A 14800-nucleotide genomic window follows, 5' to 3' on the forward strand; every position below is an offset into this window, starting at 1 on the left:
ATTTGTGTTTCTTTTAGCCAAAAAGTAATGTTTTTTTATCTGTTCAAATGTTTTTTTTCTTAGGATAATGGGACCTCGATGCCAGTTTGGTAAAAATTTTTCCTCCAAATTGACGTTAGAGTATGTTTATTGATCCTTAAAGACACGTTCCTTGAGGATGTTTTTCAGATAAGGAATAAAAAATGAAAAAAATTACTTTATTAATCATGGGATTGGCTCTTAGTGGTTCGGCAGTTGCGGAAAGCGCCCCCAAAGAAGAAGTGCGTCATATTGTGACACTCAATGGCCTGACTCAAGGTGATGGACGATATATTCGCACAGATGTTATTGAGAACGGTCAATATAAATTTGGTTATTATTTTTGTGGAACCCGCCACAGTGTAGTATATGGTGATATGGTTTTCGCTGATGAAGTAGGTGAATCATATCGTGTGGAACGATCCATTAAATTTTCGATTTGTCAGGATGAAACTTTAACTGATTGTCAGGAGTTTGCTTCGGATCATTTTACTATTTTTAAGAATAAAGAGGGTTATTTAGAAACTGATAGCCGTCCCGTTTTACCTATTAGTGTTGCATCAGTAAAAGATGCATTTAAAGCATGTCAGCCTAATCCAGAAGAGGATAATCGAATGAAAAAAGTCATTCATGCGGGGAGTAATTATCTGATTCGCAAAGGTTAATTGGCTTAGTTAGCAGCCTGGTGCAACGCATTGCCGTCAAGCTAAGAGTATTTAGTGTTTCATTTTACTCAATTTAGCAAGTAAATCTGTTATCCTCACAGAAATGACAATATTGCTTTCTGTTTAGCTTGTCGGCTATGAGGTTGGCAGCGCAACGTAACCCGGCTGCAAAACTGAAGATTTCTCAACTGATTACTCTGTCATTTCAAATTTTTTCTTGGATCTAGGGCAAAAGTAAAAAGATTTTACTATAATGCTTCGCTATTTTTTATAAAATGAATATTATGTCTCAATCTAGAACCTCTATTTTACTTGTTGGATTATTATCAGCTTTTTCTTTACTTACCTTTGATCTCTATCAACCTTCGTTGCCCTATATCACCAATTTTTTTGGTACAACGCATAACCTAAGCCAATTAACATTAAGTATTTATTTGGTTGTTTTTGGTGTGACCCAATTAGTTTGGGGGCCATTAATCGACCATTTTGGCCGACGTCGTTTATTGCCCGGAAGTTTAGTGGTTGCTGTGCTTGCCAGCATCATATGTGCTCTTGCGCCTAATATTTGGGTACTTATTCTAGGTAGAGCCTTACAAGGATGTGCGTTATGTTGCGCTAATTTGGTTGCTTTTTCAATTTCGCGAGATTTTGAAGATACTGTAGAGCGAGCCAAGATTTTATCCTATGTTTCTATGATTGTTTCAATATCGCCCATCCTTGCTCCTGTGTTTGGTTCGCTTATCTTTACCTTTTATGGTTGGCAAGCTAATTTTATGTTAATGGCTGTGATCGGTATTGTGCTCTTGCTTCAATCTCGTAAAGGATTATTTGAATCGCCATTTTGGAGTCAACCCCAAGGACCTTTTATCGTAAAAAAAATAATCAAAGCGTATCAAGCGATCATTCCATCACCTTCTTTATGGAGTGGTTCGTTTATTATGATGTTTAGTTTTGCAGCAGTAATGCTGTCGGTGATTAATTCATCTTATATCATTATTGATCAATTTGGTTTTTCGCCCTTAATGTATGGCATTATTTTTATTATCAATGGCTTAAATATTATCGTTGGAAATTATTTAGGCATTTGGCTTCGTAAATATTTCAGCATGGCAGCAACCATTTATCTTGGTAGTTGGTTCATTATTATCGGTGGCTTTGCGATGTTATTGTGCGCAACTCTTTATGAATTGAATTTGTATTCTCTATCTTTTGCATTAATTTGTAATTTAGGGATCAGTTTAACTGCCCCAGCTACTATGTCGATCATGCTTGCAGATTATAAAGAAAACACCGGTCTTGCACTCGCCATAATTCATACTGTACGCATGTTTGGTTCATCCGTATTAACAATCATAAGTGCCTATTTGCTCATGCAAACACTCAATGCATTGCCTTTAGGACTCATTGCTTGTGGACTTGGAGCACTTTACAGTTCTTGGCATTTTAATCGTGTAACAGCAGAATCTAATGACCCAGAGCTTGGGGCTGAAGCAGCTTAGGCTCATGCCCCACGAGGTGTTTGCGTAATTTTAGAATTAAAGGGCGTGCATGTGGTATTATTCTGTTTTAACAATAGTGATTGGAACCCATGAAAATAAAAAACTTCTTTTATGGCATGTTAGTGACGATCCAATCGTTTGCTGCCCCACATTTTGTACCTGCAGAGCCTTCTTCTTCTGCCCAGTATGACATTAATGGACCTGCATTATGTGCGACAGCCAAAGAAACGTTGGCTTATTTAAATAAAGGCAGTCAATATGATCCTCGTGTTGTTCACGAAGGGAAAGTTTTTGCGATACCTCTTTCACGTGTCAAAGATACTTTAATCTTTATTTGTCGCCACCAAAATGAATTAAATAATCCTGCTTTTATTAAAAAGCACTTTGATTTCGTTCGCTGGTATCCCGATCTGGAACAAGCCAAACCATTAAGAGTGAAAAAATCACTCATAGCTCATTTGCCCTCAGATAAAATTCTAATGACTAAGTATTATGTGCATCGTGCTAAAGCATCAACGAAACGCAGTGTGGCCTTTCCTTTAGCTCTTTATGGACTTCCTGGAGATGAAGAGCAACTAACACTTGAAGAAGCAGATGCAAAACCTGGGCTGACACGATTCCAATATGGGAAGCAAGCCATATTAAAAGGTGCATTGACAAATAAAAATGTTCCTCCTCTCGCCTATCTCAATCGAGATGATTTGGAGGCAGCATTAATGCAAGGGACCATTATCACCGATTACCCGAATCATCAAAAAAAAATCTTTAACGTGCATCGATGCAACAATATTGCTTATGACAAAACCAAAAATCCTTATCAGCAAGAGCGTTACTGGTATTTTAAACCGGTAATGGGTATTAAAGGTTATGGAAAAGATGCGGATCATAAAATTACAGTGAATACGGAGGTGACTTTTGCTGCTGATCTCGAACAATTTGGTTTGGGAAAGCTTTTGATGGTACAGTATCCAGGTCAGAAGGGAAAAATGATGACACGAATCGGTATTTTTGCTGATACCGGCGGTGCATTCCAGAATAATTTGTATCAAGTTGATTTTCTAGCGGGTAGTTATGCAGGAAGAGAAGCCTTTTCTCAAGCAACCCGCCATTTACCCGATTATGTGACTGCCTATTTTATGGTACTAAAAAAATAATATGAAAATTCTCCTGTATTGCTCATTTTTTATAACTTCTCTGGTGCATGCATTTTCTTGCTATGATGTGCAAAAAATTCATAAGGCACCGATTCAATTCGATGAAAAACGCATTGCTTTAACAAGACAATATCAATTAACTCATTATGGAATTGATTCTAGGTCAATTGAAATTGAACCGAAAATGATTGTGTTGCATTGGACCTGTATTCCCACCTTTAAGGCAACCTTTCGAGTTTTTAATCCACCTACATTCCCTCAAAATTCACCACGCATTAAAGAATTGCCTGGTAACTTGAACGTATCAAGTCATTTTTTAGTGGATCGTGACGGAACGATTTATCAACTCATGCCCGAAAACTGGATGGCAAGACATGTTATAGGCTTGAATCATTATGCGATTGGTATTGAAAATGTAGGGGGAATAGACAGTAAGGATGATCTAACGGAAGCACAAACAAAGGCAAATGCATTTTTAGTGTGTTATCTTAAAAAGAAATATCCGGAAATAAAATATGTTATTGGCCATAATGAATATTTGAATTTTAAAAAGACCCCCCTTTGGCTCGAACGAGATCCGAATTACCAAACTGATAAAAACGATCCGGGACCAGATTTTCTTAATCGGGTCATGAAATTAGTGAGGGGTAGTAGTAAAAATATTCCACGCTAGTGCGATTCTCGACTTATCAAACGAATTAAAATGTAGCCTGGGTGTGTAGCGTAGCGAACCCAGAGTTAAGGCGTTTATTCATATGCTTCCCGGGTTCCACTGCGCTGCATCTAAGCGTGGGCTCTTATTTTGAAAAAATGTATGGGTTTGTTCGCTATGGAAAATCATTCTGCATCTCCTTGTTTTTTTATCTTTGGTTTCGGATATACTGCTAAATTTTTAGCCAGAGAACTGCTTGAATTAAATTTCAATGTGATTGGCACAACTCGAGATAAGAATAAGATTCTAAATAGTGCGCAAGAGAATTACAAACTTATTGATTTTTTTGAGAATGAAATAACACCTCATTTAAGTCAAGCAACCCATATTTTAGTATGTATTCCACCTTCAGAAAAAATAGGAGACCCCGTACTTTCCTGTTTTAGCGACTTAATCAGTCAAAATAGATCGCATATCCAATGGCTGGGGTATCTGTCTTCTACAAGTGTTTATGGGGATCATCAAGGTGCTTGGGTAACTGAAGAATCCAATTCTATGGCAGCAGAAGTACAGGGTAAATTAAGATTAATAACCGAGAATAAATGGAAGTCTTTTGCCAGACAACAAGAAATTCCACTTCATATTTTCCGATTGGCAGGAATTTATGGACCACAAAGAAATGCAATTGAACGTATTATTGCGGGAAAAAAAGCAAGTATTTATAAGAAAGGACAGTATTTTTCCAGAGTGCATGTTGCAGATATTGCTTCGGTTATTCTCGCATCGATAAAAAAAAACCAGTCTTATTCAGTTTATAATGTTGCTGATGATGAACCGACTTCAGCCCATATTGTTGATGCGTACGCTGCATCATTACTTGGCTGTCAACCCTTACCTCTCATATCCTACGAAACAGCAATCATGTCACCAATGGAAAAGCAGTTTTATGCAAGTAATCGCCGGGTTTCTAACGCTAAAATTAAAACAGAACTTAAAATAAATCTACGCTACCCTTCTTATCGTGAAGGATTGAGTCAGCTTTTTAAAGAGGTTGGTTTAACTTAGTTACCAGTGAATAGAGCGAGCTGCGGATTTATATGGAAAATTCTTATTTTATCACAGGATCTAAAGTCTGATTCAAAATGCTTTTTCATAGTGTAGCTTTGATAAAGAAACTTTAGTAAAAATCAAATTATTCTTCTTTTGGCATTTTGTATGTGAGTCCCTGCCTGCAATTGACACTTTCTCTTTATTGAGTTGCTACTTGTTTTTCAGATAATATTGTTTGTTTTGGAAAATTTTACAACTTAGGACTAAATTGATATGGAAGTCAAACTAAAAGTGCTTATCCTTTTATTTATTTTTTTTATGTTCTCTTTTTCTGGTAATGCCAATCAAATCAGTTTTTTTGTTTCTGGGGGGCTTAACTTTTCGACTCTCAAAAATGAACCTCTGGTGGAAATTAATGAGGTCATTACAAACGGCTACCAAACCAATGCCAAAACAAACTGGCAAGGTTTTTGGGTTATAGGAACAAATCATACTTTTGAAAAATCATGGTTTTCATTTTATCAATTATCTTTGGGGGTTTCGGGGTATTTTTTTGCGCTAGGCCAAGTAACAGGAACGGAATTCCCGTTTATCAATGAAGGCCTTTTTGATACCTTGAATTATAATTTTTATGCAAAAAGCACATCACTGATGGTTGAAGCTAAAGCAATTTACTCAAAATATGCTTTGAAACCTTATGCTTTAATCGGTATTGGTCCAAGCTGGAATCGTTTTTATGCGTATCAAGAAAAGCCGACTGATCTTTTTTTAAGCGCTGCCCCTGCAGCACGTTTTAACAATCATACAAAACAGACTTTTTCCTATGAATTAGGTACGGGTCTTGAATACCTGCTGTGGGATGATAAACAACATCATGTGCAATATTATGCGTCTGCAGGCTATCAATATTTTAATTTAGACCAAGGTACTTTAGGCCATTCTGCAGCACAAACTTCTAAGGATCGATTGACGGTTAAAAATCTTTATACACAAGGAATTATATTTACCCTGGCGCTTTCTTTTGGTTAACAAGGATGGATGAAGATGAAAAAATATACAATGTGCAAGATGCTCAGTTTATGGTGGATGTTGTCTCTGACTGCTGCACAAGCGGCTTCTATAGTAGAAATTACACCAAGCAGCTCAAGCCCAATTGTCATTTCTCAAACCGGTTCTACTTATATTACTTATACCGCGAAAAATACCACGTCAAAAACACTGAGCGGCCTTACAATCAACCCTAATTATGGAGCAATAACAAATAATCTGAAAGTCTCTTTAAACAGCAATACCTGTGTCACTTTGGCTGCGGGAGCTACCTGTTCCTTTATAGTCTCTCTACAAGGAATCAGCCACAGTGCTAGATTCACATTAATGCCCCGTATTTGCGCTTATAATCGGGCGGTGTGCTCTGTACCTGTATTGCGTAATCGTATTAAAGTGACAGCAACAAAAGCACTTCCAAGTAGCCAATTTCCTCTTCCTTACGCCGGTACCTATTACCCAATTTATAATTCTGGTGCAGGACAATGGTTACCGCCAAATCAAGCCCCCACTCCTCCTTTTAAACGGGTTAGTGCTATTTTTGTAGCTTTTGCCCATACTTATGCGCAGCAAAACGGTGCAATTTTTACTTACGAACGAGGCCAACCTCATGAACCTGCCCGTTTGGCCCTATTAGTGCAATCAGCGCGTGTTGGTAATCCGAATATAAAAATTTTAATTTCGTTGGGATGGGGAAAAAATGATTGGAGCTACATTAATAATGACTATGTGAATCATGCCAATATTTTCGTACCCAGTGTGATTCAGTTTATTCGCAACAATCATCTGGATGGTCTTGATATTGATGATGAAAGTATAGGTGATTCCAGCGGTTCCATTCCCCAGGCCCATTTCGATGGCGTGATTGCTAATTTAAGGAATGCATTAAATTATGCATCACTTCAAGATGGCAAACCTTATTATCTCACCATTACTCCTGCTGGCAATAATGATGAACCCGGTGGCATTGAAGCAACACAAATAGATGTATTAAATGCTAAGATTTTTGATTTAATTAACATTCAAACTTATTTTGCTGATGGCAATTGGGGTAAGATTTTTTTTAATGCACTTATTACTATAGGCTATCCTAAAAAGCAAATTGCTAATGGGATTGACACCCAGGAAACAAACTGCGCTCCTGATTATCCACCATACATTGGTTTAGCAGGAATATTTAACTGGAATATGACAAAGGACAGTACGTGCAGCAATTATGCCAATACTATTACCATTGCCAATATGGTGGGGTATTATGGAGCGTCTTATTAAGGAGGTTTTTTAGCTGTCTTGTTTGAAGAATGAGTTATCACCTGCACAGAAAGAGCCGCCTTCGTGTAAGATAGATGATTTCTGTGCGAGTAAGCGAAATTGTTGCAGATAAAGAAAGGAGCGTGCCCTCCTATTTTTATCTAGTATCTTTTGTCTTGAGGCTAAAACTTATATCGTCTCAAGCATGAAAAAACTGATTGTAATCCATGAAAAAATAGAATAAAAATTAGCTTAATGCTTTGTACAATTTATTGCACTGTGAAAATGAATCAAGATGCAGTACAAAGAGGATTGAACCCTTATCTCATCACAAACCTTCATAAACTATGGACTGTTACATGCTGATAGGGACAGTTTTGGTGTAATTTTTTTCGATTCGATTTAAATGATAGCGTATTGTCGATTTCTTGAGCTAAAAATTGCATAAAAATATATTGAGAAAGGGATTAAATATTTTATGAAAATAAAATTACTGGCGCAGCGTGCTCATATTTTAGGGAAAAAAAGTACTTTACTGTGTTGGCTTTTTAGTATTGTATTTTCAGTGAGTGGTTTTGCGAGTCAGAATGCTACAGAGTTGATTAAAAAAATAAAAGATATTGAACAAAAATCGAATACGGTGATAGGGCTTGCTGCTATTTATATAGAGAAAAATAAGGTAATCGCGCATAACAGTAACCAACGTTTTTTCATGGCAAGTACCATCAAATTGCCCATTGCGATGGCTTTTTTGCATCGTGTTGATGAGAAAAAAGACTCATTGAATCGCATGATAAGAATGGATTCACGGAATTCGGTTCCTGGATCCGGAGCTTTGCATTATTTATTTGAAAAGAAAAAACTGAATATTTCTTTAGAACAAATACTGATGCATACACTCAAAAATAGCGATAATAGTGCAAGTGATGCACTATTGCAGGCGGTAAATGGTCCTCAATATGTAGCAAAATGGATGAATGCATTAGGATTCAAAAATATTTTCATTAATCGATCCATTATGGAAATGTTTATTGATACAAATCATGTGGATCGTTCCTTTTTAAAAAAACGCCAACCAGTGCATTCCTGGCAAAAAATATCGAATCGTGTTCCCCTTAAAGAGAAACAACAAGCCTGGAAGCGCTTTGAAAAAGACATACGCGACACTACGACACCGGATGATATGGCAAAACTGCTCGTAAAATTATACAAAAAACAAGTACTGTCAGAATCAAGTACTGACCTTCTTATGAAAATTATGGAACAATGCCGCACGGGTCGCAGCAGAATAAAAGGATTATTGCCTGCCAATGTGAAAGTGGCGCATAAAACAGGAACCTGGTCAATCTATGAACCAGACTATTTAAGATATCCTGGCTCTAAAAAACTATATCGTTTTGTTAGCGATGTTGGGATTATTACCTTGCCTCATAATAAAGGACATATTGCGATTGCAGTATATGTGAAATCAAAATCAGCCAGTGATTATCCACGCAGTCGCGCTATAGCCCTTGCTAGTCGTGCTATTTATGATCATTTTATGAAATTCTAATTAACCTATCAAAAAGTAAACTATGACAGCGAGATGGAACTTGAAAGAGAGGGGTGTTTGTTAACCCCGGTTACGTGTTGCTGCGCACAGCAACACGTATGTTCTCAAAAAATATTAGGAAAGCTTTTCTATTTCGTATACTCTGTTCATAAAAATAAACTTTAATAACAAGGAGGTTTTGATGCGCCGTTGTTCGACTTTGATTATGAATGGACTTATCTATTTTTTCATGAGTTTTGGTTTATATGCTCAGTTACCCTGCGATTATCAGGATTTATCTGCTGCTGAAAAGCAAGATTTATTATGGAATGAAATTACTTTAAGCAATGCAGAAGAGTCTTTGCCTCCGCTGACTGGCAACAGTTATAATGAAGTACTTGAAAAAGTAAAAGGATTGTTTAACTTAAAACCTACATTTGATCATGCCAGTGATGAAATACCAGAAGGTCGAGTAAAAATTATTCATGCTAATGGTTCAGTAGGAAAAATTGCTTTAATCCCTGCAGCAGGCCATCCTTTTACCGGTATTTACCAGTCCGGCGGAATTGGTCTAGCACGTCTTTCTTTGGCGATTCCTCCTGCTGACGACAATTATATTCCTGGTTTGGCAGTTAAAATTTTAGTCTCCAAGCATCCATCTTTAAATCTGCACATAATGAATTTACTTGAGGGACAAAAAGAGAATTGGAATTATTTTGCAAAAGATTTTTCAAATCAAATCCCTCATCCTACAAGTTGGACGCTGACTGCAATTGAGAAAATATTTGAATTCACTCGAGATCCCGCGAATAATCTGCCTCTGTGGCATTTAGCTGCTTGGACGAGTGAGGGTAGATTCAAAGGTATTCCAATATTTCCTGAGCGAATCTATTTCAGACCGACTGATTTAGTCAAAGACTTGATTCCAGAAAATTCACGTGAAGATTTTAGAGTTTCCTTTTTACAAGTACCTATGGGACCCCTCTATGAAATATATGGAGAATACCAAGGCTCAGAATATCATATAGGGACATTAATGCTGGAAAGTCCTTTATTAGCCTCAAATTATGGTGATAAGAAATTATTTTTTCAACATCAACGATAAGTACTGCTAACAGACTAACTAACTACCTTAGGCCTGGGCTTTGCTTCGTTTTCCCAGGCTGCGACCTTATTGTTCATAGGTTTTTTAGCTGGTTAAACTTAAAGAAGAAAAAAATATTATTTTGTCTTCTTGTTTCTCTGACGCGACGATCCATTCTCTTGGACTCGGGTTGGTTGCCGGCGATTTTAACTCAATAAATGGCGTTGGGTGATGTTCGACAGGTTTTCCCAGCAGGCCTAATTTTTTTATGCTGCCATTGAGTTCATTATTTAGGGAAACTTTAAGAGGCTCCAGTTTCTTTTGTTCATTGAGTTCTAAGCGATGTTCATCTGAATTTAGAACTTTATATCTTAAAACATGGCGAAGATAGAATTCTGATGGTGTTTTATCTACAATTTTATTGCGATTTTCAATAATATAACGAAATGCCTGTTCGATTTGTTGATCTTCAGTTTTTCGTGGATCCTTACCGCAAAGAGTATCTAGGTTATAAATATGAGCTAGGGCACTCTGAAATCCATCATGTCCATGGACATAATTAATAGTGTATCCATTGTGCGTAGCTGGTCTCGCGGTTTCAGTTTCTTTCGTTTCATCCCAGCGATTCCAGAAAAAATAAATTAAAGGCCATGCCGCTCTTTCCTGTGCTGACATATTGGTTTTGTCGTGAATCGCATCAGTATGAAAGAGTGAATGAATGGTATTGCTCTCAACATAGGATTGAAATTGGTGATTCATTTGATCAATCGTTATTGCTAAGGCTTCACTCGTGGAGTCATCATAGTTCACCCCAAGACTTTTGGCCATCAACTGTAGAGCGTCAAAGCGGATGGGAGCATGACTAAATAACGTGACTCCCTTTGCGCTTATTGTGTAATCCAGGATCTTTAAAGTAGGTTTATAGCTTTCATTAACTAAATGGATTAACTCTGAATGAGGAATAATTTCTTGAGCAAGTAAAAGCTTAAGCCCAAAAAACGAAGGGGTTTGAAAATCACCGATATAACCTGGGGGCGCAAATGGATGTCCTGCTATCAGTTGCTCATATGCGTAAATAAATTCACTACCGTGGTTAGAAACAAGAATGGTTAATGGGCAATGATTTCGATGAAGCAAATTAAGAATTCTTAATGTGAAATAATCACAGTTTCCACGATCAGCAATTTCATCACCTAAAAGACGAACTATTGTTTGATTGTCACAGACTCTCAATTGAGCCATGAAGTGATTAAATTGGGCAATACAGTCAACCAACTTATTTTGGGGGGCGCTTAGTTTTTGTTTTAATTTTCTCTGTTCTTCTTCAGCTGCATGTAATTTTTCCAGTGTTTGTTGCCGCAATTGGGCCAAAGTCTGATATTGTTGTGTTTCTTTATTTGTTTCAATTAATTGTTTATCCAGATTTGCAATTCGTTCTTTTGCATTGTCGATTTTTACTTGGGTAAATTGTAAAAGAACACGGTTTTCCAGATATTCTTGAAGAATCTCACCATACTGCTCATAAAGTGTCACAAATTGTTGATAAGCTTCTTCAGTATTTTTAACTTCATCTTTAAATTGAATAATTTGATGGCGAAAGAGGAAGTGGATGAGTTTGATTGGGTTGCCATGTAAATCACCGAGGGTGATCGAACCTAAATTGTGCTCGAATTCACTTGGATACTTATAAATATCAACATTTTTATTTATAAGATGGTTGGTCATCCATTAACCCAGATAAGACGATTTTTCTTTAGAAGAACATAATGGATCTGACTCCAAATATCAAATAAAAAGAATTTGTATGAGTTTCTGAAAATTAGAGGTTATGAATCGGACTGTGAGTAAAACGGAATCAAATAAAATGAATGAGTTATGGCCTTGCCTAAGGTTGAACTTCATATTCATATAGAGGGTACGCTTGAACCTGATTTAATGTTTTTATTAGCAGAACGAAATAAAATTGCATTACCCTACACAAATCCTGATGAACTTTTTGCAGCCTATCAGTTTACTGATCTGCAATCTTTTTTAAATCTTTATTATGCAGGAACCAATGTTTTGTAAACTGAAGAAGATTTTTATGATTTAACCTGGGCTTACATTCAAAAAATACAGCGGCAAAATGTACGGCATACGGAAATTTTTTTTGATCCGCAAACGCATACTGCTCGAGGTATTAATATCGGGGTGGTGATTGAGGGCATTCATAATGCACTGGAACAGGCAAAAAGACAATTCAATATAAGCTCAGAGATGATTTTATGTTTTTTAAGAGATTTGCCGGAAGAAGATGCTTTGCATACTTTAGAAAGTGCATTGAAGTATCAAGATAAATTTATTGCTGTGGGATTAGATTTTGCTGAGCGTGCTCATCCTCCCAGAGATTTTGTTTCGGTATTTGATAAAGCAAGAGCTCATGGTTTATTAGCCGTTGCTCATGCGGGCGAAGAGGGCCCGGCTGCTTATATTACTCAAGCTCTAGATCTCTTAAAGGTATGTCGCATTGATCATGGAGTGCGCTGTTTAGAGGATATGGAACTTATAGCACGCTTACAAAAACAACAATTTGTGTCGTAGCTTGACGCGGTGATTAAGAATTTTAAAACATAATAACGCGTTATAGAAATCAATAATTGGTTCATGTCTTTCATTTAAGATACTTCAGTACACTGCAGTGCGTTAATAATGAGCGGATAAGGATTGTTAGTGGATATATTGTGTTTCCTCAATAAAAATAACGCTTCTTACTCATTCATTGTTGCAGAATTCAGCTTGATTATAAAATCACCAAAACAATGCTGAACTTGGTTAAGGGCCATTAACCAAGGCACGTGGCCTGCTTGAGCAATGATCTTATTTATAATATTTTTCCTTTGGAACTCTTTATTTTCCAGGAAGATTTTGGGTGGACAAATAAAATCATGTTCGCTGGCAATGGTCATTGTGGGTATTAATTCGGGAAACCATTTGCAGGAATAATCCGGGTAAAAATGTTCAATGGCATAATAATAAGCTGTATTATTAAAAGCGAAAAGGGGAATGATTTTTTCCCCTTCCTTCAATTCATCGGCAGTGAAACAATAATATTTATAAGTGTTCCAAAATTCTTTGTATGTTTCATTTGAAGGTGTTAAATGGTATTGAGCAGCTGCAGGAATCAAATCAGGTAAATGATGTTGCTGTTGCATGGCGCTTACATGTTCGAAAAAACTGTTTTTGGTCGTGGTATTCATTAATACCAGTCCTGTTAAAGAGTCTTTTAATTCGGGCAAATTTAACGCAAACATTCCTGAAAAACTGTGGGTAACTAATACCGGTTTGGAAAAGGACTTTAACAAATCAATTAATCCTTCTTGCCAATATTTGATGTTCAGTTCACCCTGGGTATTGGTCCCATCTTGAGGAAAGTCTAAAAGAAAAATTGATCCAAGAAAATGCAATTTGTTACATAAATCAGTAAGGTACTCCGATCCCAATCCTGGACCACCGGGCAAAAATAACCAGGAAAATCCATGACCTTCAGTGAGTTGTTTTATCCTATAACCATATTTAGTGTATTTCATGTGGTGTACCACTTTGTAGCAGGTATTTATCATAGCATATCGATTAGTTGAATTAATGCGGCATTAACATTTATAGTTGAATAGGTACGCTTTCATTAACTCGAAATAAAGATGAAGCTGAACTATTGAAACAGGGAGTATATTGTGAAAAAAACATATCATAGTATTTTCTTATGTCTTTTTTTAATTTCGGGTGAGGTACATGCAAATGCAACTTATCTTAGCTACAGTGGCAAATGTCAATTCACGCTTACTCGAGAGAGATATGCTTATTGTTTGGAAAAAGAGATGGTTTTTTATGATAGAGAATTTCGTCAGCTTTATAGTAATTTAACGCCTGATGTATCACTACTTGCAACGGAAGCATTAGCAACTCAGATCATCGAACCTAATTGTGATGCTATAGCAATGAAAATTGGTGCGGGTTTGGAATATCATATTGCGTTTCGGACCTGTATGATTCATATCACCAAAGAAAAAATTGCATGCATCAAAAGACTCATTCCCTGTCAAATATGCTGGGGAAGAAAATGGGTTAATTCACTAAAAAAACCTTATCTATTCTTAGAGAATGTTTCGATCCATGTATCAGATCCCACGTAATTGAATGAATGTGTGGTTGAGAACTTTTCAATTGGGATAGGGAACAAACCCCTCTCTCATGAGTAGGAGAGGGCAAATTTTACTTAATTTGTTGATGAAGGTTTGGATGCGACGGCACTGTCAGCGCACACATCAGCAACACCATCAATTTCGTTATAATATTGTTTATCGGTCATATCATTTGACTTTTTAAGCAGCTCGACTAATTTAGGTTTAGCGCATTCGCAATAGGCAGTAATTAATTTTTTATCTTCGTCAGTTGGTTTGGGCAGAACAAGATCCCATCGGTCCTGACAATAATCAGCAACATCACTATCTTTTGCTTTGCTTAAGCCGATGTCATCTTCTATAGAATCCATTGTGTCATGAAGCAATGTTCTTGACATACATACCTTAACTGCTTTTTGAACGGCTGCTTCATTATCTAACGATTGTTTTGCAGCACAACCACAATATTTTTCGCCAAAATTTTTAAAATCTACTTTGTCTTTTGCTTCATCTGCTTTTTTCATCCAGGCTTCGGTACAACGAGTTTGAAAGTCTCCCTCTGCAAAATCTGCATTAACTGATAAGGAAAACAGCATTGTAAGAGCAAAAATACTGACGCTCTTTAAAAAAAACCAATTCATAATATGTCACTCCTTTGAATGTTTTGCAGGTAAGTTATAACTTTTTAAAAATTT

General features: G+C 36.7%; 13 protein-coding genes and 1 pseudogene. 11 read left to right on the forward strand and 3 right to left on the reverse strand.

Going from position 1 to position 14800, the window contains the following annotated elements; genetic code table 11:
* Nucleotides 1-182 precede the first annotated feature (182 nt).
* The 9 genes from Ltuc_RS14470 (at nucleotide 183) to Ltuc_RS14510 (ending at nucleotide 9969) form a co-directional block, all read left to right on the forward strand.
* Nucleotides 183-683, forward strand: a complete 501-nt coding sequence (locus Ltuc_RS14470) for a hypothetical protein (RefSeq protein ID WP_058522068.1) — start codon at nucleotides 183-185, stop codon at nucleotides 681-683.
* Nucleotides 684-967: 284 nt separating this feature from the next.
* Entirely contained in the window at nucleotides 968-2182 is a 1215-nt protein-coding gene (locus tag Ltuc_RS14475) for a multidrug effflux MFS transporter (RefSeq protein ID WP_058522069.1), read from the forward strand.
* Nucleotides 2183-2271: 89 nt separating this feature from the next.
* A complete protein-coding gene (locus Ltuc_RS14480; protein WP_058522070.1) occupies nucleotides 2272-3336 on the forward strand; it encodes a hypothetical protein in 1065 nt (354 codons plus the stop codon).
* A gap of 1 nt (nucleotide 3337) precedes the next feature.
* Nucleotides 3338-4009, forward strand: a complete 672-nt coding sequence (locus tag Ltuc_RS14485) for an N-acetylmuramoyl-L-alanine amidase (RefSeq protein ID WP_058522071.1) — start codon at nucleotides 3338-3340, stop codon at nucleotides 4007-4009.
* A 156-nt stretch (nucleotides 4010-4165) separates the two neighbouring features.
* Entirely contained in the window at nucleotides 4166-5053 is an 888-nt protein-coding gene (locus tag Ltuc_RS14490) for an SDR family oxidoreductase (protein ID WP_058522129.1), read from the forward strand.
* A gap of 258 nt (nucleotides 5054-5311) precedes the next feature.
* A complete protein-coding gene (locus tag Ltuc_RS14495; protein WP_058522072.1) occupies nucleotides 5312-6067 on the forward strand; it encodes a hypothetical protein in 756 nt (251 codons plus the stop codon).
* 15 nt (nucleotides 6068-6082) lie between these two features.
* Nucleotides 6083-7354 carry a glycoside hydrolase family 18 protein gene (locus tag Ltuc_RS14500; protein ID WP_058522073.1) on the forward strand — a complete coding sequence of 424 codons (1272 nt, stop codon included), beginning with the start codon at nucleotides 6083-6085 and terminating at the stop codon, nucleotides 7352-7354.
* Between the two features lie 457 nt (nucleotides 7355-7811).
* Nucleotides 7812-8885, forward strand: a complete 1074-nt coding sequence (gene bla, locus Ltuc_RS14505; RefSeq protein WP_058522074.1) for a class A beta-lactamase — start codon at nucleotides 7812-7814, stop codon at nucleotides 8883-8885.
* Between the two features lie 181 nt (nucleotides 8886-9066).
* Nucleotides 9067-9969 carry a hypothetical protein gene (locus tag Ltuc_RS14510; protein ID WP_058522075.1) on the forward strand — a complete coding sequence of 301 codons (903 nt, stop codon included), beginning with the start codon at nucleotides 9067-9069 and terminating at the stop codon, nucleotides 9967-9969.
* Between the two features lie 84 nt (nucleotides 9970-10053).
* Here the strand turns inward: Ltuc_RS14510 and wip are convergent, their stop codons facing one another.
* Complete coding sequence (wip, locus tag Ltuc_RS14515) at nucleotides 10054-11673, reverse strand: Dot/Icm T4SS effector Wip (protein WP_058522076.1); 1620 nt, start codon at nucleotides 11671-11673, stop codon at nucleotides 10054-10056.
* 150 nt (nucleotides 11674-11823) lie between these two features.
* Here wip and add point away from each other — a divergent pair.
* Nucleotides 11824-12528: pseudogene (gene add / locus Ltuc_RS14520) on the forward strand (adenosine deaminase).
* Nucleotides 12529-12695: 167 nt separating this feature from the next.
* On the opposite strand, the gene Ltuc_RS14525 reads toward add, so the two are convergent.
* Entirely contained in the window at nucleotides 12696-13514 is an 819-nt protein-coding gene (locus tag Ltuc_RS14525; protein WP_058522077.1) for an alpha/beta hydrolase family protein, read from the reverse strand.
* A gap of 144 nt (nucleotides 13515-13658) precedes the next feature.
* Between Ltuc_RS14525 and Ltuc_RS14530 the strand changes: the two genes are divergently transcribed.
* Nucleotides 13659-14117 (forward strand): lysozyme inhibitor LprI family protein, encoded by a 459-nt coding sequence (locus Ltuc_RS14530; protein ID WP_238584164.1) that lies wholly within the window; start codon nucleotides 13659-13661, stop codon nucleotides 14115-14117.
* Nucleotides 14118-14200: 83 nt separating this feature from the next.
* On the opposite strand, the gene Ltuc_RS14535 is transcribed toward Ltuc_RS14530, so the two are convergent.
* A complete protein-coding gene (locus Ltuc_RS14535; protein WP_058522079.1) occupies nucleotides 14201-14746 on the reverse strand; it encodes a hypothetical protein in 546 nt (181 codons plus the stop codon).
* Nucleotides 14747-14800 lie beyond the last annotated feature (54 nt).

This window comes from Legionella tucsonensis (assembly GCF_001468035.1).
Lineage (GTDB): Bacteria > Pseudomonadota > Gammaproteobacteria > Legionellales > Legionellaceae > Legionella > Legionella tucsonensis.